We start from the raw sequence: 21,160 nt of genomic DNA, 5'->3' as shown, positions 1-21,160 counted from the left end.
AGCTAACTGGCTGAAACTCCAGAAGAAGATTGCGAGGGTCCATCAACGGATTGCCGATACGAGAAAAGACTGGCATTTCAAGTTAGCTCATCACCTCTGCGGCGGCGCAGGGATGATTTTTGTCGAAGATCTCGACTTCCGCATTATGGCCAAAGGGATGTTGGGCAAACACACCCTGGATGCTGGATTGGGTCAATTTGTCAACCAGATTCTTCCCTGGGTGTGCTGGAAGCGTGATGTCTTTTACGGCAAGGTGGATGCTCGTGGCACTTCTCAGGAATGCCCAGACTGTGGAGTGGAGGTTCGCAAAGATCTCTCAACTCGAATCCATCACTGTCACAACTGCGGGTCAACAAAGCCCCGTGATGTAGCAAGCGGACAAGTTATCTGTAGCCGTGGGCAACGGCAAATCGAAACTGCCTGTGGAGGGGATGCGGCGGGGACTGAGGTTACTCAGTCTAGCTGGCACCTGTTGAAGCAGGAAATCTTTGGGGCGACCCAAGGAATCTCCCTGCATACCCGGAACGGGTTGCTGGGAGAGGATGTCAAGATTGGGGACTGTTTAAACTGAAACTCGTAACTGGGAACCCGAGGCGGTTTTTTCGACTTCGATGCGGGTTTGGAAGGCTTCTTTGAGGTGGGGAATGTGGGTGACGGCTAAAATACAGGCGAAATCGGGGGCGATCGCTTCGATCGCGGAAATCAACCGCTCGCACCCGCGATCGTCTTGGGTTCCGAATCCTTCATCGACGACGAGCATCTGTAACGCCGCTCCCGATCGCTGTGCGAGTAACTTCGCCAACGCCAATCGAATGGCGAAATCGATCCGAAAGGCTTCCCCTCCCGAGTAGGTTTCGTAAGGTCGCGTTCCTCGGGCGTCGGCGATGAAAATATCCAAAGTTTCGATAAGTTTGGAGGTTTTCTTACTTCCTTTGGTGGCTTTTTGCGTCACGAACTGCACGTGAAGCTGGTTGGCGCTCAATCGCGACAGCAGACGGTTGGTTTCGGCTTCGAGTTGGGGAAGTACGGTTTCGATGGTAAGGGCTTGAATGCCGTTTTTCCCGAACGCCTGAGACAGTTCTTTATAGACCCACTGTTGGCGACAAGCTGCGTCGAGTTGTTCTTGTTGGCGATCGATCTGTTCTCTTACCGAGTCTAAATGTTGTTGTTGTTGTTGTAAGCGCCCCAATTGAGAGAGATACTCGTTGAGGGTCGATCGCCGCTGTTGGATGTCCTGTTGTAAGGCGGCGATGTCTGACGAAACGTCTGGCGTGGTGTCGAGCTGTCGTTGCGCCTGTTGCAGTTGGGTTTCCAGTTGGACGAGTTCTCGCGATCGCTCGGCCAAACGGTCTTCGAGTTCTTGGCGTTGTTGTTGCAGTCGCGGCGCTTCTTGTTGGGCTGTTTTCAACGTCTCCATCTGCGACAGCCAGCCTTGGGCTTCCCGCAATTCGGAACGGACGGCGTTGTGGGCGTTGAGGTCGTAGGCAACCTTATTAATATAGCGTTCGAGATCGGTCAGTTCTCGGGCGAGGTCGGACTCGCTTTGCAGTTCGAGGGTTTGTTGTTGTCGCGTTTGGAGTTGGGTTTGGAGTTGCGGCCGTTGTTCCTCGAGGTGTTGGAGTTGTCGTCGCGCCTGCTGCATCTGGGCTTGTTGGATGTCGGCCCACCGCAAGCGATCGACGGTTCCTCGGGCGAGGGCGAGTTCTTTTTCGTCGTAGTTGAGTTCGGCTAAAATACTGTCGATCTCTTCTAACTCCCGTCGGCTCTCGGCGGCGTAGTTCCCCAGTTCGAGCGTTCGGGCGATTTCGCTGCGTTCGGCGATCGCCTGTTGCAAGGCTTCCCATTCGTCTTCGCTGGCCGACCGCTGCGCCTGGAGTTGTCCGCGCTTCTCTCGCAACGCATCGTATTCGGTCAACTCCTGTTTCAAATCCCGATACTCTTGACGCAAAATTTGAATTTCCCGTTCGGAGATGGCGATTTGTTCTTTGACGACCCAGAGTTGGTGTAGGATCTCTCGATGCTGTTCTCGGTGTTTCTGAGACACCAGTTCCCAGTGGTGTTCGTCGAGGGGGCGATCGCACAGGGGACAGGTGGCGTCGGGAACCTGCAACATCTCGATTTTGCGATCCATTTCCGAGAGTTGGGCGTCGTAATCTCGCTGGTGGGCGTGTAGGCGTTCGAGGAAGCTGCGCCGTTCCCGTCCTTTTTCTTCGACTCGCTGTTGGTAGACGCGCTTTTTTTCTAACTCTTCGATGCGATCGCTCACTTCTGCGAGCGCCCGATCTAACTCCGGTCGCTGACCTTGGCGGTGTTGCAACCGCTCTTGTTGGCGTTGCAGTTGTTCGAGGCGGGCTTCGAGTTGGGCTTTAGCGCGATCGCACTCTGCTTGAAGTCGAATCTGACGCTGCATTAACGGGGCGGCTTCGGCGTGTTTGCGTTCGAGTTCGGAAAGTTTCGCTTTCGCCTGGTTCAGTTCTCGCACCCCGGCTTCGACTTCGGCTTCGCGACTCAGGGTTTGTCGTACGTCCCGCTCGGTTTGGGCTAAACCTTCTAACCGTGCTTGAAGCTGCTGTTGTTGCTGTTGCAGTTCGGCCACGGCGCGATCGAGACGTTGTCGCACGTCCGCCTGTCGTTGGCTGGCGTCTTGGTGTTGGGCGAATTTGTCGGTGTAGGCGTCGTCTTGCGCCCGTAAGTCTTGATATTTCGCGTATCCAGCTCGAATCGCCTCCGATCGCTCGAGCAGTTGCGACAGTTCGGCTTCGCGGCGTTGCAGGCGATCGCGATCGCTCTGCTGGCGTTGGACTTCCCGGCTCGAGCTGTCGTATTGCTGGCGATACCAACTGACTTGTTGTTCGAGGGTTTGGCGTTGGGTTTGTTGCTGTTGTCGGTCTTGCAACGCTCGCCCCGTTTCCTCTTGCTGCTGTTGCAGTCGCGCGATTTCGGCTTCGGTGGTACTGAGATCTCGGCTAATGGCTTCTTCGGCGTGAAGTTGCACTTCTAAACTGGCCAGACTTTGCTCGAGAACCGACCGTTGACCTTTGGCTTGTTTGGAAATATCCTTGGCTTTTTCGGCGAGTTTGTCGTAGCGATCGAGTTTGAGTAAGTTTGCTAAAACTTGCTTTCGTTCTTTGGGCGGTTTGACCATAAACTCGTCGGCGTGTCCCTGGCGCAAGTACGCCGAACAGATAAAGGTCTCGTAATCGAGTTTGATGGTCTCGAGAATTTTTTGCTGGGTCGCTCGGATTCCTTTAGCGGTAATGGCACGAAATCCCTGGGGCGTTTCGAGTTGAAACTCTAACGCGCTCGACTGTCCGCGACGCCGACGACGCACGACGCGAAACACTTGTTCTTGACATTGAAAGGTAAAAGAAACCCGGACTTCTTTTTCTCCGACGCGAATGGTATCGTCTTCGCTGGCGGCGCGACTTTTGCCCCACACCGACCAGGCGATCGCTTCGAGAAGGGACGATTTCCCCGCTCCGTTTTCGCCACAAATACAAGCGGTGTGCAGTCCGCGAAAATCTAAGGTCGCGTCGCAATAGCTAAAGAAATTTTGTAGCGTCAGTTCGATCGGTATCATGCAAAGCTGTCAGATGTCCGCTAAGAAAAGCCGAAAGTGAGTTCGATCGTTTGAGTGGGTTTTCGATATTTTAACTCGCGATCGCAAGAAAAACAGAACTTTAAAAAAAGTGTGGGTCAATTTGAAACCGGCGATCGTCGGTTTCCTGAGTGTCAGATTTCCCAACGACAAGATTCAGTTTGCGCGAGGCGGAGGACTTCACCAAAAAACCCTCCGGCCGTACAATACACTCGGACAGTGGGGTATTCGATCGCGCGAGACTGGAGAGAGAGCGCGGCGATCGAGTCCACCACGATCTCTTGCCTTCGAGTCGTCTGAAAATGAACACGACGTCTATTCGATTTTTACAACATCAAGCCGCGTCGCTGCTGCTGTACCGTTCGGTGTTAACCGACAACATCGGAACGGCATTTCTCGCCTTACTCGACGCCCTCTATCACTACGACAAACCCGCCGCCTGTCTGTCAGCTTACGGAGTTTGGTTCCGAGCGTTGGTGTCAGCGGGGAAAAGCTGGCAAGACTATTTAATCGATCGCGTTCTCTTCGACGACAATCCGTTTTCGCAACAGGTACAACGTCGATCGCTCGACGATCTCTCTCCAACCCTCGTGGCGGCCGCAAAACAGGATTTGCAAGCCCTGCAACGTCTCTACGAGTGCGGCGGCGATGCCCTCAGTCATTGGGTGCGCTTGGTGGCGAAAGCGGAAAAAACGCCCGTCGCGATTCCCGATACCGTGTCGTCCCATCGAGTCCCCCTCCACGAGTTCGACGTCTGGTCTGAGGCGCTCCCCCAATTGGCAGAGTACCACCGCCGCCACGGATGCGGCTCGTTCGCGCGGTATCGGGCGTTGCGCTGGACGAACGGCGCGTTACGAGGGATCGCCCACCCCGACCCGGTGCGCCTGTCGGATCTGGCAGGATACGAGCGCCAGAAGGCGGCGTTGGTGGACAACGTGAAAACACTGCTGGCGGGGTATCCGACGCTACACGTGTTGTTGTACGGCTGTCGGGGGTCGGGGAAGTCTTCGCTGGTGAAGGGAGTCGCCAACGAGTTCGGCGATCGCAATTTGCGACTCGTGGAAGTGGCGAAGTCTCAGTTACCGGATCTTCCCACGATCGTCGAACGCCTGCGCGACGTTCCCCAGAAGTTTATTTTGTTTGTGGACGATTTGTCGTTTGAGGAGGACGACGAAGCGTTTAAGGCGTTGAAAGTGGTTTTAGAAGGGAGCGTGACGGCCAGAGCGTCGAACGCCGTCGTCTACGCCACCTCGAACCGACGCCATTTGGTGCGGGAGTTTTTTGAAGACCGCCCCCGACCGAGAGATGCCGGAGAGGTTCACGCTTGGGATACGATGCAAGAAAAACTGTCGTTTAGCGATCGCTTCGGACTCCATTTAACGTTTGAAAGTGCCAACCAAGATCGCTATCTCGAAATCGTTCGTCACCTCACCGGACGAGAAAAACTCGATATTTCTCTAGAGGAACTCGACGCTCGGGCTTTGCGATGGGCGACTCAACACAACGGGCGATCGGGACGCACCGCCAGACAGTTCGTCGATTTCCTCAAAGCCGAGTTAGCCGCGTCTCCACCGGATTTTTGGGCGTAACGGGGATCGCCGCCAACAGCCCTTCTTCACGGGAACAACCTAACGAACACCGCAAACGATCCACTGACTTCAGATCTCGTTTAACATTTTCTTAAGATACTGATTTGTAATGTAAAATTTTGCGGATTATAAGGAATCGACTAAGATAAGCTAAAATGGAACTTAATAAAAAATCATTTTTAAGTTAATTTTCTTTACATATGGAAGATTTAATTCACACTTCGGGGATCGAGCAACGCTTGTCAAAACGACAGCGCAGTCAGCCGAACTCCCCGTCACTTCGAGTATCTCAGCCTCCTCCTATCTCCCGAATCGACCTCGGAAAGTTTTTCGAGCTGTCGCGGGACATGATGTGTGCGATCGGTTCGGACAGCCACTTCAAGCATTTAACCGCCGCCTGGACGACGGCGTTGGGCTACACGCGCCAGGAACTCCAATCTCGGCCGTGGCTCGAATGGGTTCACCCGGACGATATCCCCCAAACCCTCGAAAAAATTAACGAGCTGATCGTCCTCAAAACCGATAAAGTTTCCTTTAAAAATCGCTATCGGTGTCGCAACGGCCGCTATAAATGGTTCTCTTGGGAAGCGACCTTTGACGAAGTCGGCTGTGTTGTTTACGCCAACGTCGGCGATCTCGGCGAACGTCCCGGCTGTAGCGTCGGCGCTCACCACGGCATCACCACGCAGTTCAATACTCTCGAAGAACACTTTCGCCTGCTCGTCGATGGCGTGAAAGACTACGCCATTTATATGCTCGACAAACAGGGGCGCGTCATTAGTTGGAACGCAGGAGCCGAGCGCATCAACGGTTGGCGAGCCGAAGAAATTATCGGCGAAAGTCTCGAGATCTTTTTCCCCGAAAGCAGTCGCGATCGCCACGATCCCAATAAAATTCTCGCCTGGGCTGCCACAGCGGGACGGTTCGAGTTTGAAAACTGGCGCTTGCGTAAAGACGGCTCGCAGTTCTGGGCTCACGTGGCTGTTTCGGCGTTGCGGGACGAAGACGGCCAGCTTCTCGGTTACGCCACCATCACCCGCGACGTCACCACGAAAAAAGAACAAGAGGAAGCTCTACAACAGGCATACGATAATTTAGAACAGCGCATCGAAGACCGCATGGCAGAACTGAGCGAAGCCAACGCTCGACTCCGCGAGGAAATCTACATCCGTCGCGGTACGGAAGAAGCCCTGCGCCAGTCGAGAGAACGCCTGCAACAACAAGCCAGCGAACTGGCGAAGACCCTGCGAGAGCTACAAACGACCCAAGCCCAACTCATCCAAACGGAAAAAATGTCGGGATTGGGACAGTTAGTCGCGGGTGTCGCTCACGAAATTAACAATCCCGTCGGTTTCATCCACGGCAACCTCGAACATCTTCGGCTGTACGCCAACGATTTGGTTCGACTGTTGGGGCTGTACCAGCAACATTATCCCAATCCCAATCTCGAAATCTTGCAGGCGATCGACGAAATCGATCTCGACTTCATCGTCTCCGATATGCCGAAGTTGCTAGCGTCGATGAATTCGGGAACTCAACGGATTCAGAAAATCGTACAGTCGCTGCGACAGTTTTCGAGACTCGACGAGGCTCAGTACAAAGAAGTCGATCTCCACGACGGTCTCGAGAGTGCGCTGCTGTTACTGCAACATCGCTTGAAAGCCAGCGGTAACGCGAAAACGGTATGTTTGGAAAAAGATTACAGCCTGTTACCGTTGGTCGAATGTTACGCGGGGCAGTTGAATCAAGTGTTTGCCAACACCCTGGAAAATGCCATCGACGCCATGCGAGAGCGGGAACGACGACTCAACGACCCGGATTACGTGCCGAAGCTACGGGTGCAAACGCGGCATTTGGGCGATCGCGTGGCCGTCGAGATTTCCGATAACGGGATCGGGATGACGGAGAAGGTGCGATCGCGGGCGTTCGACCCCTTCTTCACCACGAAACCCGTCGGTCAGGGAACGGGACTGGGTCTCTCGACAACGTATCAAACCGTGGTGGAAAAACACGGCGGGACGCTATCGTTCGAGTCTCATTACGGTCGAGGCACGACGTTAACGTTAGAACTTCCGGTGTGCTTGCACGCCTCGAAGCGAAACGGCGACCTCGACGGCCGCCGTTGTGGGTAATCGATTCAGACGAACCGAGTCAAGCACGCGTTTATTTGTAAACGGGCATCGTACCGCCGCGAAGTCGATCGAAATAGTTGTTGAGGTCGGCAGCGACGTTATTCGAGAGGATGAATCCCCCCAGCATATTGGGAAACGCCATCGTCAGGAAGACCATATCGGTAAAGCCGATCAACGATTCTAAATTCACGACCGACCCGACAAATACACAGACAACGAAAATTACGCGATAGACTTGCATCTGCCGTTCTCCGAACAAATACGTCCAAGCCCGTTCGCCGTAGTAACTCCACGAAATCATGGTCGAAAAGGCAAATAGAAATACGGCGATCGACAAAATGACGGGGAACCACCCGATAACGCTGGCGAACGCTGCGGTCGTTAATTCGACGCCTGCGATCTCTGGGTCTTGGTAGACTCCTGTAATGACGACCACTAAGGCGGTGATGTTACAAACTACGACGGTATCGATAAACGGTTCGAGTAGGGCGACGATGCCCTCTCGGACGGGTTCGTGAGTGCGGGCGGCCGCGTGTGCGATCGCTGCCGACCCCATTCCGGCCTCGTTGGAAAACACCGCCCGGCGCACCCCTTGCACGAAGACGCCGATAAAGCCCCCTTCGGCCGCTCTCGGTGTAAACGCACCGCTGAAAATCGTGGCGATCGCCTGTGGAACTTCCCCGATATTCGTCAGTAGAATCCACAGGGCAGCGAGAACGTAAATCACGCACATCGACGGGACGAGAGCCGAGGCTACCGACCCGATGCGTTTGATACCCCCGATAATGACCAAGCCGATGAGAAACGCCAAAATTAAGCCGTAAACCCAGTTCGGGACGGGAACGAGGGTCGAAACGGCGGCGAAGGATTGGTTGGCTTGGAACATATTTCCCCCACCCAAGGAACCGCCGATGCAGAGAATCGAGAACAGAACCGCCAGGACTTTACCCAAAGGGGCGAGTCCTTTTTCTGCCAGTCCCTGCGAGAGGTAGTACATCGGACCGCCGGAAACGTGACCGTTGGCGTTCACGACGCGGTATTTTTGCGCCAAGGTACATTCGACAAATTTACTGGTCATGCCGAACAGTCCGGCTAGGGTCATCCAGAAGACCGCACCCGGGCCGCCAACCTGAACGGCAATGGCAACCCCGGCAATGTTGCCGAGTCCGACGGTGGCAGAGAGGGCGGCAGAAAGGGCTTGAAAGTGCGTGAGTTCCCCCTCTTCGCTCGGGTCGTCGTAGTGACCGGCGACGACGTACCAGGCGTGTTTGAAGGCGCGGAGGTTGACGAAATTCATGCGGACGGTGAAGAAGAGCGCCCCCGCGACCAACCACAGAACGATGAGGGGAATTCCGCCGATGCTGAAAAAGAGAACTGGTGCCATCCAGTCATCGACGATAATGCGGAAGATGGCATCGAGGCGATCGAGAAATCCATCTTCAGTTGCCGCAGCTTCAGCTTGGGCGAGAGCAGCCGTGGGAACGGCCAGCAGTAGGAGAAATAAGAGCCAACGATGTTTCATAGGATAAGTTAAAAGTCGCGATGGAGGAAAAACGAGCGATCTCGATACGATCGAGATCCGATCGCCCGCCAAGCGAAACAGAGTGCTTTGTGAAGTCCTCGCGTTCGGATCGATATCTCGTGACAGACTTTAAAGATTTCTTCGATTTTGCCCGAAGGTCGGCAATTTGGAAAGTTCGCTGCCTATCGTTGGCTCTCTCGGCGTTAGCTCAAAGCTTTCGGACAAGTCCAATTTTCGGGAATGCCCGAAGGCCATCCTCGCTTCATGGCCTCTAAGCAAACGCCATGAATCGTTAGCTGGCAATCGAGTAAATGAAAGCCTTCTTTGTTAGTGGTTTTGATGCCGATTTTGAGAACGGAGTCGCTCCTGAATTCGATGGTCTTGTTACATTTGACACAGACTAAATGGTGGTGGTGGTAAGGCTGGGGCTGATTGAGTTCGTAATGTTTGTGTCCTTCGGCTAGCTCGAGTTCCCGCAACAACCCTAGATGGGCCATTAATTTGAGGGATCGATAAATCGTGGAGAGACTGATTTTTTTCTTCGTCTCTTTTTCTTGCAGGCATTGATAGAGGTCTTCAGCGCTGAGATGTTCGCCTTTCGGGAGATCTTGAAAAACTCTCAGAATTGTTTCTCGCTGTGGTGTCAGACGCAAGCCTAGTTGATTTAATTCTGTTTTGAAGGCTTCGCTATTGTAGCTATACATCGTGTATATTTTTTTAAAAAATAGTCCCTAAAGTTTATGGTAATCGTCAGAATTACCGAGTGTCAACAAGGTTTTTTATTGAGAAAAAATGGCTATAAGCTATTTGGTAAGATCGTCCCGTTTCGAGAAATGGTCTGTTTTGAACCGGCGTTCTCGTCGCGTTCGATGCGTTTCTATCGACCGATCGATGGGAAAACTGACACGAAATCGGTCGAGCGATATATTTTTATCGAGTGATTTTTGAGAAGATTTTTGAGAAGATTTATCACAAGGCGATCGCGTTAAAGGTCGCGGCGATCGCTACCAAAAATATCCACGTTTCACGATCGTCTGCTGTTTGGTCGGGTTGTATTTCAGTAAATATTCCCGAGCGATCGCGCCGCAGTCACGCAACTGTCGCACCTCCGCCTCGCGAATTTCCGTATCCGTCGACAGTAAAATCACCTGCTGGCTGGCTGAGGGAAAATAGCGTTCGATGAGATTTTGGCGGTGCGACGAATCTAACCGTCCCAACGGCGTATCGATCGCCACCGGAAGCTGGCGTTCGGACACCCGCGCCAACCCCCACAAAAAGGCAATGGCTAGCAGTTGCTTTTCTCCGGCGGACAAGCGGTGTTTGGGAACCAGTTGTCCAGAGCGATCGAACAGCGACAACATGAAATCCGCCGCGTCTACCACCACCCGATGCACCAAATCCGACTTGTGCAGCAGATAGCGAAAACACTCCGTTATCTCAATTTCTAACTTGTTAAGCTTGCGTAGCGTCAACTGGTGGCGGAACTGCGTCAACGTTCCCTGAACTCGCTTCGACATCTGAATAATGCGATCGGCGTTGTGGCGATCGATATGTTCTTCCCCGTAACTTTCCAGTTCTCGGCGAGTTTTCAGCAGTTTTTCCTCACACTGCTGGCGTTGGCGTCGCGTCACTTCCACCGCCACCTCCAACCGCTGGCGTTCTTCCTTCGCCAAGTTCATATTATCGAATAGGCGATCGTACTGCTCTGGCGGCGCAGCCACAGCGATTTGTTGTTCCGTGCGATCGACCGTTTCCTGTAACTGGCGCAACTGTTCCCGCATCTCCTCCACTTGACGCTGGCGATCGCCAAGACTGTCGAGAATCGCCGCCAGTCGTTCGAGTTGGCGATCGTCGAGATCTAACCACAGTTCCACAGTCTCATCGAGTTCGGGCGTTTCCTGTTCCAAAAACGCCTGAATTTTCGACTGTTTCGCTTTCGGAAGCCCCAACAGTTCCAACTGTTCGAGTAACCGCGCGTCCCGTTGTTTCAGAGTCGATCGCACCAAGCGATCGATGTTAAACTGTCGTTCCGTCTCTCCCTGACGCTGCGCCGCCTCCAACAGCGGACGTACCATCACCAACGGGAGCGTTCCCGAAACTAACTCTCGCAGGCGATCGCGCTGCTGTTCGACTTTCTCTTGTTCTCCCTTCAATTGCGCGTCGAGGCGACTGCGTTCTCCCGCAATTTTCCCCCCTTCCGCGCGAAAGGTTTCCGTGGCCTCCTGTTCCAAACGAACCGCGCGATCGAGTTCTTTCGTCTTCGCCTTCAGTTCCGCATCCAGTGCGTCGAACTCCTGCTGACAGTGTTCCAAACGTTGCTCGATTTCCTCCAACGCCGCACGTTCGGCTGCATCGGCGAGATCCTTTCGTTTGCGGTTGACCAAAATTTCCAAATCCACCGCCAAGCGTTCGGCCAGTTCCAACCCCAACAGAGATTTAATCGCACTCGTCACCAACGGCGGCGGCGCGTCCAATTCCGCCAGTTCCTTGACCTGTTCGCCGTCGAAGAGAAACAGGTTCGAGATGCCCAACGGCAGCAAATTTTCAATATACTCGTCCCAAGTTTCGGCTAACGCCGGATCGGGCCACTCGCGATCGATAATGCCTAAAGTATCTTTCCCGTCCTTGGGATTCGCCGTCCACGATCGCACGATACGATATTTGACCGGGCGATCGTCGATAATATGCTCGAAGAGGAGTTCGAGACGCGTCGTTTCCCCGGCTGGCGTGCGGCGGTTGACGCACTGAGTTAGAAAATCGGCATAGTTGAGACTTCCCCGCGTCGAACATTGAGCGCGATGACCGTAAAGTGCCAAGCGAATCGCGTCCATCAGGGTCGTTTTACCCCCGCCATTCATTCCTCCGAACAAAACGATAGGCGCCAGTTCGCCATCGTCTTTCGGACTCAGATCGATGGTCTGGCGTCCGATATAAGGTCCGAAGTTTTGCAGAACGAGTTCGAGAAATTTCACAGGTCGAGGGCAAGGCGCAAAAGAGCCAGGAACGGAACGTCCCTGGCAAAAGAGGGGGGTTAAGAGGGGTTGCTTCGATCGTACCGTATTTCAGCAACTTACGGGCGATCGATTCCTTGGAGTTGGGAAGAGGGAACGGGGAACGGGGAACAGGGAACAGTTGGGAAGAGGGAACGGGGAACAGTGGGGAGTTCTCCTATTTGGCTCGTCCCATCATCCCATCACCAATCCTACCAATTTCCTCGACCGCGACCCTGTCCGCGACCCTGTCCGTGACCGTGACCGCGACCGTGACCCGGACCGAAACCGTCTTCGCGACGCTGTTCCATCCAGTCCGCCATTTGTTGGCGTTGTTCTTCTGTCAGGACGTTGCGAATTTCCATCATCGAGTTAAAGTGCAATTCACCCATTTCTTGGTGTAACTGGCGCATCTGACTGTGTTGTTGGCGAATTTCGCTTTCGGAGGCGTTGCCAGCCATTAGATCGTGCATTTGTTGGCGTTGTGCCTGAATTTCGTCCCGTTGGGTGTCGAATTGCGGTTGGTAGCGATCGCGGATCGCTTGAATTTCCTCGAGTTGTTCTGAGGTTAAATCTAACTGGTCGAGCCAGCGCATCTGTCCGCCGCCAGGGCCGCGACCGGGGCCTCGCTGTGACATTTCAAAGGGGACATCGAGGGTTTGCGCGAAGGCATTGTCAGGAGCGATCGCCAACAAAGCCATCAAACTCAAGAGAAATAGCGATAGGGATTTCATCGAACTTGGATCGTGAGCGTGGTTGCGGCCGTGACGGTGGCGACGACGGCAAAAGTGAGACGGATGAGACATGATGAAAACCTCCTAAATGGTTTCTAAGCTACAAAATTGGTTAAGGGTTCGAGTTCCAGAGTTCGGCATCCCAAACATCTTCTTCGCAGCGTTCGACAGAGCAGTACCAAGTTTGTTCGACGAAGGCTTCGAGTTGAGCCAGTTCTTCGTCGCTGGGCGAGTTCGAGGTGACACTGCGACTCCCGACCCAAGCGATCGCGATCGAAGCGGCGACAGCCACCGATGCGATCGAGCGGCGACGCCAACGCCGAGACGGACGTGGGGGAAGCGACGCCACGATGCGATCTTCGAGGGTAGGATTTTCTGGCGGTGCGATCGCCCGGTGTTGTTTGAGAAATTCAACGAGTGTGCGGTCGCGGTCGGACATGGGTTTCATAGCGTCACCCCCTGTTTTTCGAGATACTGTCGCACGGTCGCGCGAGCGTGGAACAGTCGAGATTTCACCGTTCCTACGGGAATCCCCAACACCTGAGCCACTTGCTTTTGAGGCAAGTCTTCGAGATCGTGCAGGACTAAGACGCTACGATGCTCGAAACTGAGTTCCTCGAGTCCCCGCTGTACTAAGTCGCGATAGTGCAAGTCCATTAAATCCGGGGCTGGCGAAGACGGCGGCTTGGGATCGAGTTTCGACTGGAGGTCGGCCGTTTTGGCAAACTCCCGCCGTTTGTCCGAGGCCACGTTCCACGCAATGCGATACAACCAAGTTTTGAAGTACTCGGGCGATCGCAATTTGGGCAGCCCTTTCCAGGCTCGGAGAAAGGTTTCTTGAACGAGATCGTCGAGGAACGACGAACCGCACAGTTGAAAGAGGGTCGATCGGACTTTGTGTTGGTGGCGTCGGTACAGAAGGCGGAAACTATCGGAGTGCCCGCGTCGGCACTGACGCACTAAATCGCCGTCTGAAAGGGGTTTCTCCGTCAGGGGAACGGGTTGCACCATCGCGTCGCGTTTTTACGGGTTAACTGGACTCTGATGCCGGTTTTGGGAACCGGGAATCGAGCGTTCTGAGTGTTTAGACACGGGGTCGCTGTAAAAGGTTCAATCGGTCGTCTCGAACCAGTAACGCTGAGACGCGATCGTGCGACCCCACTTTTCTAGCGGGACTTAAACGGTAAAAAAGGTAAAATAAAAGCAAAACCCTTGACTGACAAGGATTTAAGGTGGAGAGTGTCCCCATGAGAGAGACCACCCCAGCCGCTATGCCACCCTGCTTTGAGAAGTGGTGCAAGCGTTTCGACCCCGACTTCAAAACCCAAGCACAAAAAAAGGGGTTTAGACACTATTTGGGAGGATTACTCGGGGAAAGCCAGCGAAAAAACATAACTCAGATGGCAAACGACTCGGTGGGAGTGGTTTACAACCGCTTACATCATTTTATAACGGAATCCCCTTGGGAGGAGAAGCGTATTAACGAACGTCGTTTAAAGGTGGTGGACTCCTGCCATCAAACCCGAGTGGGTCGGGGATTTGCCTTGCTGCTCGATGATACAGGACATCGAAAAAGCGGCAACTTCACCGCAGGTGTGGGAAGACAGTACATCGGAGAAATCGGCAAGCTCGACAACGGAATCGTGGCGGTAACGACCCATCTCTATGATGGCAAAAAAAATTTGCCTCTGGATGTAGAAATCTATCAGCCAGCCAGTTCCTTACCCTCAGGCAAGAAAGATCCCTCTTTCAAAAAGAAACCCGAAATCGCCTTAGAATTAATTGACCGGAGTTTAAAGAGAGGGTATCGACCGGGAATCGTCCTCATGGATGCCGGCTATGGTAACAACACAAATTTTTTAAAGGGACTCGAATCTCGCCGACTGAAGTATCTAGGAGCCGTCGCCAAAAATCGGAAAATCTGGCTGAATCAATCGGGAGAAAATTGGCAAAAGATTCGCCTTGATGAATATGCCAAAAGCTTACCAGGAGAGGACTTTACGCCAGTTTCTCTAAATTTAAACAAGCCCAAAACCCTGTGGGTGGCGACGGGTACGGCAGAGCTGTCACGTCTACAAGGAGAAAGAACCTTTGCTATCGTCATGAATGCAAGTTCTTATGCGGACGCGACAGAAATTGATTATTTTATCACGAATGAAGACTCCGAAAAAGTGACTGCCGAATGGGTCGTGAACACTTACTCAGGGCGAAACTGGGTAGAAGTCTTCTATCGGGAAGCCAAAGGATGGTTGGGTTGGAGGGAATGCCAGGCGAGAGGTTTGAAGAGTTTACAGCGGCATTTAATTTTGGTATTTTGTGCCTACACTTTTATCCTTTGGCATAAGTTGACGGGCGGTTTACGAAGGAAGTGGGCGAACCAACCTTTGGAAACTTTTGTAGATGCTTTAGAGGCTTTTCGGACAGCCATGTCTTTTCGTTTTGTGGCATGGCTGAACGAGAATCGAGACCTGTTTGCCGCTCACAAAGCGCGTTTTGGCTTGGTTTGGGCTTGAAATTTGTTTAAGTACCGCTAGGAAACTCTGTTGTTTGAAGCTTTCTTGCGATCGAGCCACAGTTAACGTTCCAACCGCATCGTTCACTCAGAACAAGCGCCACCGAGGTCGTCAATGCGGTTTTCTAGGCGATCGAGGAAATCGCCCAACTCCACCCTCGAGTAATGCTGTCGGTAAATCGACGCCAACAGACAGAGAAGCTCTAAATTCGTCGAATTCTCTGCCACTCGCCGTTCTAAGACTTCGATCGCGTCGGCGATCGCCCCCGTCTCGCGATAAATTCTCGCCTGAAGCACCGCTCGCGCGTCGAGATCCCCTTGAGGAACGCGATCGAGCTGTTGTTGGATGACCTGAGATTCAGCTTCCGTCACCGCAGAAAACACCGTTTGTGCGGCCCCTTTCCCGTTGTTCGCATCCACCGACACCAAATACGTCTCGCCCGGTTGCAGCGGCGCACCGTCGTAAACCACCATCGGTTCGGAAACCTGAGTTTCCCAATCGACCCCCGCACCGGCCACGCGCACGCGGTACGTCGTCACGCCCTCGACGGCAAACCAGCGCAATACCGGGCGATCGCTATACACCCGAGAGGCGTGGGGCGACCAGATGTGCGGTACGTCAGTACTGCGAGGGGGGTTGCGCGTACAACCGCCGTGACATCGCGGCCGTTCTTCTCGCGACGGCTCCTGTTGCGCGATCGCCTCGTCCTGTCGCGGTTGCGCGAAATCGATACCGAAAACTAACAGCACCCCTAAGAGGGAGGCAATCCAAGACCTGCCTCGCGAAGTCGGATTTCGGCTTTTCGTTTCCATTGCTCTTCTTCGTAGTAGTAAATCCTAACATTTGAAAAACACGCCGACCACGACGCGATCGCTTCGTCGTCGCGATGTTGAACTTCCAGCGTCCGAGCCATCCAACAATCGGCGATTCCTTCATCGGGAAGAAGACGGACGGCCTCGGAAAAGTAATCGATCGCCGCCTCGTAACGGCCTAACTCATATTGAGCGCGACCTTGATTTTTCAAAATACTGTATTGATGGATGGCATTGTCGGGTTCGGCCATGCGCCGACATTGCTTGAGAAGTCGGGCGGCGCGTTCGGGTTGTCCCTCAGACAAATCGAGATAGGCCATATTGTTACAAGCGGCAGCGTTTCCCAACCACATCGCACGGCGATAGTAAGTCCGCGCGAGATCGATTTCCCGCATATCTTCAGCAATAAACCCCAAATTGTTCGAGGCAGCCCCTGAGTATGGATAGACCCGAAGAGACCATTCAAAATAGCGCCTTGCCGCGTGCCAGTCGCTGCCCAACGCCGCTTCTCCCAAACTGTTGAGCCAACCGGCCAACGGGGGGGCAACGATACAATACAGCGCGATCGCCACCGTCGAAAATCCCAACAGCGGCACGACTCCCCGAATCTTACGACCCGTCGGCGATGCAGATGACCGGTTCGAGGGAAGGGAACTCTGCGGCGAACTCAGGGGGAACGAGCGATCGCGTAAATCCGTCCAGCGAGGGGGAATCGCGTGTGGGTGCTGCACGATCGCGGGCAGCCAACTCGCACAAGGAAAGCGGTCTTCGAGAGCTTGCAAGCGTTCCCGTGCCGTCCGAACCGAGCGATACAACGATACCCCTTGCGAAAACGCCTCGAGGAAATATTTCAAAAACGCTTGCGCCACGCGATCGGGAACCAGTTCTCGCATAACGACCATTTGGGGAATGTGGCAGTCGTCCAAGCCGCGAGCCAAACCCAGACCGTCGCAGGAGTTAAAAATCGCCAGTTTCAAACCGCGATCGACTGCTTTTCGCAACCCGTACCAGAGATCTTCGAGGCTGAGGCTTTCCTCGGGATTGATGTAAATTTTGCCCGTTTCCCCTTCCGTTTCGCTGTGACCGGCGAAGAAAATAATATCCCAGGGTCGATCCCACAGGCGATCGTGAATGTCCTGACGGCGAGGTTCGACGAGAAACATGACCTCTGCCCCCTCGAGCCGTTCGAGAAACTCGCGATCGCACTCGAGATCGATCCCGTCTCCGTGACCCAAAATCGCCAAGATTTTCACCGAAGCAGACGTCGGCCAGCGATCGGCAGACCGATGGGGGGTCGCCACCGAAATCGGACTGAGAGAAACTTCTGCGTTAGGGTATCGACGCACGAAATCCCATAAATGCCAGGGAAGTTTGCGAATTTCGAGACAGTCGCTGCGAACGAGAATGCGAATTTCGTCGTCGAGGCTGAGCGCTTCGCGAAGTCGCAACTCCACCTCTCGAAACGATTCAGAACTCAGCCAGTTGTGGAATTGAGTTTCGACGAGTTTGGCCGAATTGCGGCAGGCGTTGAGGCGTTCGATCGCGCCGTTATAGGTAATGCGTTTCGGGCGAATGCGCGATCCCCGAGTTCCCTCGAACAAACGACTGTTCCACGGCGATCCCACGCGACGATAGGTATCGCTCCAGTGTTGTTGAAGGCGTTCGGCGAGCAGCGTACTCGGCGGTAAAAAACCGGTCGTTTCAGAGATGGGGCGTTGGTTGTCCGATCCCACTTCTAACGATACGTGAAAACCCGATCGCGCTAGATCGCCTGTCAGTTTGAGTACGACGAGTTGGCTCATGGAAGACAAAGACTGCTGAGTTCGATGTAGTAAATGCTCCCCTTTACGAACCCATCGATCTCAGGTGAATCAGATTAAAGACTAATCAGATAGAGAAGGTTTCTACTATCGTAAAATCTTCTAGCTCCACTCTAACCTTAAATATTTCGTCTGGCTCGATACTGAAATCTAATTGCAAGGTTTGCGTCCCGCGAGCGCAGGCTTGCATGACCGTCTCGTCTTTCTCGTCGAGAATTTCGACCTGTAAGTGATGGGGCAGTTGACGGCCGGGATCTTGGGGTGTGACGTGAACCCACACATCGATTTCGGTCGTACTTGTCGTCGAGAGGCCCACCAGGAGCAATACCGTTTCGTCCTTGCGGGACAGATCGATAGTTTTGACGCGTTCGACCCAACGCTCCTCGGTCGCTTTGCGAAACGCCAAACCCAAAGAGCGAGATGCTAAAACCGAGCCGATCGCCTCCCAATCGCCCTCGAAGCAGTTTTGCAACCAGCGGTCGAGGCGAACTACAGACGAGACGAGGGTTTCCAACGCGGGATCGCCGACGGGATCGAAACAGTCGAGAAAGTTGTCGAGAGAATGCCATGCTTCGAGGGGAACGATTTCCTCGGATACCGTTTCGCGGAAGCCGACGAGTTGAGCTTCGTCGTAAGTCGAACTGAAGCGTACTGCGATATAGCCGAGGCGATCGCTCCAAACTTCGGGAGCGACCGACACTGACGTTCCGTCTTCCGACACCGGACAACATTCGATCGCGCCCTGGCCGCTGACCGGAAGGTCGGCGCTCTGGCACAGCGGCCGTAACGGAGCGTTCCAAATTTGACTCTCGCCGAGATCTGCTTCGATCTCCATGCACTGACAGTAGGCATTAACCGCATACAGAGCCAAGACCTGTCGGTACGCATAGTTTGCTTTCTCCGGGTTGCTATATTGACGGCGTAGGCGATCGGCAACCTGTCGGTTTCGGGCTGTCAGAGGGACAGTAAATGTCAAATGGGCAGTCATGGATGCCATAGGAATTTCCCTTCCATTAATACTCTAAATTTCGGATGTAAGCTTTGATGTGCGAGGAAAAGCTTTTCAAACAGCGTTGATAAAAATCGCCTAAAGTGGACACTCTAATACCTAACTCTTCAGAAATTTCTTGCCATTGATAGCCATCGAGACGGCGCAAGGCAATATATTGAAACGTCGCTCTCGGATATTTACGAATATATTTTTGACCGAACAGTCCGTCGAGATCTTCTTCAATACATTGACGCACGCAATCGGAAAGCAGCGGCACGGATTCATAAGGGATTTCCTCGGGATCGCAGATAGACATCAAATCGCCGTTTGTCGATTTCGGAAAACCTTCTTCTGTCGTTTCGTATTTTGTCCGTGCTACCTCTCTAAAAAAACGTCGTTCGAGAAGGACGTTTACCCATGCCATCACCGTTCCTCGATCGCGATCGTATCGGTCGATGTTTTGACAGATGAATACAAAGAGATTTTGTAAAGCTTCAGCACGATAGTCTCGATATCGTCCCGGTGCGATTCCCGGTGCTTTAGGATAGGCTATGCGCCCCGATTTAAAAATTCCCTCGACAAGTCGAGTCAGGGCGACGCGCCTGGCTTTACTCCTCGGAGGGTTATCTTGTGCGGCGATCGCCCACTGTCGCAATTGCTCGTCGTCCATCTAAAATGCGGGAAGGGGACTCCCGTTATATCCGACAGGATTAGCGAGAGGGGAATTCCCGCCAACAAACGAACTGCCCGACAGGGCATCCTTATTTCGAGAATCTGTATTCATAGCCGTCTGATTTCTGAACAGTCGTCAGATATTTCGGATGAACGTCGAAAGGTTTAACCCCAGCGTTCAGTCGAAAGGAAGGGCGAAACCGAATAGCAATCCGTCCTGTGTAATTTCCGGCGAATTTTCCTTGAGGAATTGTCGCCTTGACTATATCGCCCGTTTGGAAACCTTGAAAGGATTTGGCTTTCGGAGCGTGAGTTCTCGGAAAACCGTATTTATCGGAACGACATCGTTGTCGAACCCCGTGACCTTTGGCTGCAACGAGCAAAGGTTTCTCGATCGCGACATCTAATCGATCGGGAGTCGATTTCCCGACGCAAGCCGCATCGAACCCGTGAGTTTTCGGCAAACCCAATCGAGTCCGATTAAACTTAGTCTGTCCGCCCGTTCCCACTTCAACGGGCAATCCAGTTTCTTTCAAAAGTTTTCGCAAACGGTTCACCCAGGTCATCGTAGTTTCGACCCGATGGTTGAGTCCTCGACTCCGCTCGGACTCAACGCTGAGCGAAGTCGAAGCGAGCGAAGTCGAAGCGAGCGGAGCCGAAGCGTTGAGAGACGGTGGAAGCCAACCCTTCGGACGAGTACGGTTAAGACAGCGAGGCTTTCGGTAACGAGTTTTTCGATGGCGTCGGGAGCGTCGTAAAGCGCGACGCTTCTCTAAGTCGTTCTTAATTTGCTGTCCGCGATGGCTGAGTTCGGACGCCCAAATGACTCGGTTTTCGGACAGGATAGCCAACCCAGTTGTTTGCGAGCCGGGATCGATTTTGAGTCCTCGACTCCGCTCGGACTCAACGCTGAGCGGAGCCGAAGCGTTGAGTTGAGTTTCCGGAACGACACAATCTTTGGCTTCAATCTCGTGCAAGATAATGGTAAATGGATAGGGACGAAACACCGAAGCACGACCGGATTTCAGGAGCCGCCGCGCCTTGGCTGGATGGCATGGTGCTAGGGGGTTTTTGTCTTTGTCTAGAACGAAAACGTGCATAATACACAACTCCCAAAAGGGGTAACGTTTGCCTCGCCAAGGTTACGTCTCGGTACTCTCTGAAAAGCACTGCCTTAACCCGTTTTAAGCTGTTTAACTTTTCAGTTCTAGAGCGACAAGCTGGCAACGTACTCGTCGGTAGGAACTTAAACTCTCGGACGTAACGTAGTCTTCGGAAGACTTAGGCTGGTCAACTTGTGGGCTTTTTCAAGCCCCCGTCATAGCTAACAGGCTTGACGGCGGGTTGTTGACGTTATCTATGATACCGAGCGAACTCGAGTCGGATGGAAGCAGGTCAGGGAAACTGGACGCGCGATCGCGATGCGAGCGTTTCGGGTTCGAGTAACGTTGCCGTTGCGTTGACGACGAGTTGGGCGCTTCCGGTGAAGAAGGCGCGATCGAGCGTCTCGGGGGTATCGCTGGGACGGTGATAGTTCGGATTGCGAAAGTTGGCGGTATCTGTCACCATCACCGCCGGGAGTCCCGCCAGCCAAAACGGAGCGTGGTCGCTTCGCAACAGGTCGGGAAACACTACGCCATCGAACGGAACCGTCAGCGTTTCGACGTCGGGTAAGTCTGTCCCTCGACGATCGGCCTCTCGGCGCTCGGAGAAGGCGGCGATCGATTCGGCTGCGGCGACGTTTCCCACCACGGCGAGAAACGTTCCCGTTTTGGGGAAGTCGCGCC

The 21,160-nt window shown here is 53.6% G+C and carries 18 protein-coding genes; 4 read left to right on the top strand and 14 right to left on the bottom strand.

The window, feature by feature from the left end; translation table 11 throughout:
• Positions 1-571: RNA-guided endonuclease InsQ/TnpB family protein (locus GEI7105_RS31100; protein WP_035493303.1), on the top strand; the 571-nt coding region annotated here is incomplete at its 5' end.
• Here the strand turns inward: GEI7105_RS31100 and sbcC are convergent.
• Together sbcC and GEI7105_RS38605 are read right to left on the bottom strand one after the other, a co-directional pair.
• Positions 563-3,580 carry an exonuclease subunit SbcC gene (gene sbcC, locus GEI7105_RS0117655; protein WP_017661758.1) on the bottom strand — a complete coding sequence of 1,006 codons (3,018 nt, stop codon included), beginning with the start codon at positions 3,578-3,580 and terminating at the stop codon, positions 563-565. The genes GEI7105_RS31100 and sbcC overlap by 9 nt on opposite strands.
• A 152-nt stretch (positions 3,581-3,732) precedes the next feature.
• The gene (locus GEI7105_RS38605; RefSeq protein ID WP_017661757.1) at positions 3,733-3,870 is read right to left on the bottom strand and encodes a hypothetical protein; all 138 of its coding nucleotides are present in this window, start codon (positions 3,868-3,870) and stop codon (positions 3,733-3,735) included.
• A gap of 30 nt (positions 3,871-3,900) precedes the next feature.
• On the opposite strand from GEI7105_RS38605, the gene GEI7105_RS0117645 reads away from it, so the two are divergent.
• Positions 3,901-5,187 carry an ATP-binding protein gene (locus GEI7105_RS0117645; protein ID WP_017661756.1) on the top strand — a complete coding sequence of 429 codons (1,287 nt, stop codon included), beginning with the start codon at positions 3,901-3,903 and terminating at the stop codon, positions 5,185-5,187.
• 200 nt (positions 5,188-5,387) lie between these two features.
• The gene (locus tag GEI7105_RS33650; protein ID WP_017661755.1) at positions 5,388-7,319 is read left to right on the top strand and encodes a PAS domain-containing sensor histidine kinase; all 1,932 of its coding nucleotides are present in this window, start codon (positions 5,388-5,390) and stop codon (positions 7,317-7,319) included.
• A 31-nt stretch (positions 7,320-7,350) separates the two neighbouring features.
• On the opposite strand, the gene GEI7105_RS0117635 is transcribed toward GEI7105_RS33650, so the two are convergent.
• The 6 genes from GEI7105_RS0117635 to GEI7105_RS0117605 form a co-directional block, all read right to left on the bottom strand.
• Entirely contained in the window at positions 7,351-8,841 is a 1,491-nt protein-coding gene (locus GEI7105_RS0117635; protein ID WP_026097749.1) for an alanine/glycine:cation symporter family protein, read from the bottom strand.
• Positions 8,842-9,044: 203 nt separating this feature from the next.
• Positions 9,045-9,545, bottom strand: a complete 501-nt coding sequence (locus tag GEI7105_RS0117630) for a Fur family transcriptional regulator (RefSeq protein WP_017661753.1) — start codon at positions 9,543-9,545, stop codon at positions 9,045-9,047.
• Positions 9,546-9,845: 300 nt separating this feature from the next.
• Positions 9,846-11,813, bottom strand: a complete 1,968-nt coding sequence (gene dndD, locus GEI7105_RS0117620; protein ID WP_017661751.1) for a DNA sulfur modification protein DndD — start codon at positions 11,811-11,813, stop codon at positions 9,846-9,848.
• A 230-nt stretch (positions 11,814-12,043) separates the two neighbouring features.
• A complete protein-coding gene (locus GEI7105_RS0117615; protein WP_083862419.1) occupies positions 12,044-12,637 on the bottom strand; it encodes a Spy/CpxP family protein refolding chaperone in 594 nt (197 codons plus the stop codon).
• A 40-nt stretch (positions 12,638-12,677) separates the two neighbouring features.
• On the bottom strand, positions 12,678-13,004 hold the full coding sequence (locus GEI7105_RS0117610; protein ID WP_144053851.1) for a hypothetical protein: 327 nt from the start codon (positions 13,002-13,004) through the stop codon (positions 12,678-12,680).
• Between the two features lie 5 nt (positions 13,005-13,009).
• Entirely contained in the window at positions 13,010-13,576 is a 567-nt protein-coding gene (locus tag GEI7105_RS0117605) for a sigma-70 family RNA polymerase sigma factor (protein WP_017661748.1), read from the bottom strand.
• 236 nt (positions 13,577-13,812) lie between these two features.
• On the opposite strand from GEI7105_RS0117605, the gene GEI7105_RS0117600 reads away from it, so the two are divergent.
• Positions 13,813-15,078, top strand: coding sequence for an IS701 family transposase (locus GEI7105_RS0117600; RefSeq protein ID WP_026097748.1), 1,266 nt, complete (start codon positions 13,813-13,815; stop codon positions 15,076-15,078).
• An 83-nt stretch (positions 15,079-15,161) separates the two neighbouring features.
• Here the strand turns inward: GEI7105_RS0117600 and GEI7105_RS0117595 are convergent, their stop codons facing one another.
• The 6 genes from GEI7105_RS0117595 to GEI7105_RS31085 form a co-directional block, all read right to left on the bottom strand.
• Positions 15,162-15,827, bottom strand: a complete 666-nt coding sequence (locus GEI7105_RS0117595) for a tetratricopeptide repeat protein (RefSeq protein WP_017661746.1) — start codon at positions 15,825-15,827, stop codon at positions 15,162-15,164.
• Positions 15,828-15,829: 2 nt separating this feature from the next.
• Positions 15,830-17,692, bottom strand: coding sequence for a CHAT domain-containing tetratricopeptide repeat protein (locus GEI7105_RS31090; protein WP_017661745.1), 1,863 nt, complete (start codon positions 17,690-17,692; stop codon positions 15,830-15,832).
• 85 nt (positions 17,693-17,777) lie between these two features.
• Positions 17,778-18,707: a DUF1822 family protein gene (locus GEI7105_RS0117585; protein ID WP_083862418.1), complete on the bottom strand. Its 930-nt coding sequence runs from the start codon at positions 18,705-18,707 to the stop codon at positions 17,778-17,780.
• 16 nt (positions 18,708-18,723) lie between these two features.
• On the bottom strand, positions 18,724-19,371 hold the full coding sequence (locus tag GEI7105_RS0117580) for an RNA polymerase sigma factor (protein ID WP_017661743.1): 648 nt from the start codon (positions 19,369-19,371) through the stop codon (positions 18,724-18,726).
• Positions 19,372-19,462: 91 nt separating this feature from the next.
• Positions 19,463-20,473: an RRXRR domain-containing protein gene (locus tag GEI7105_RS0117575; RefSeq protein ID WP_017661742.1), complete on the bottom strand. Its 1,011-nt coding sequence runs from the start codon at positions 20,471-20,473 to the stop codon at positions 19,463-19,465.
• A gap of 295 nt (positions 20,474-20,768) precedes the next feature.
• The coding region (locus GEI7105_RS31085) for a M28 family peptidase (protein ID WP_035492561.1) at positions 20,769-21,160 on the bottom strand (392 nt) is incomplete at its 5' end.

Source organism: Baaleninema simplex PCC 7105 (genome assembly GCF_000332355.1).
Taxonomy (GTDB): Bacteria; Cyanobacteriota; Cyanobacteriia; order Cyanobacteriales; family Geitlerinemataceae; genus Baaleninema; species Baaleninema simplex.
The sequence above is the reverse complement of the archived record's forward strand: the minus strand, read 5'-3'. Positions and strand labels throughout refer to the sequence as shown.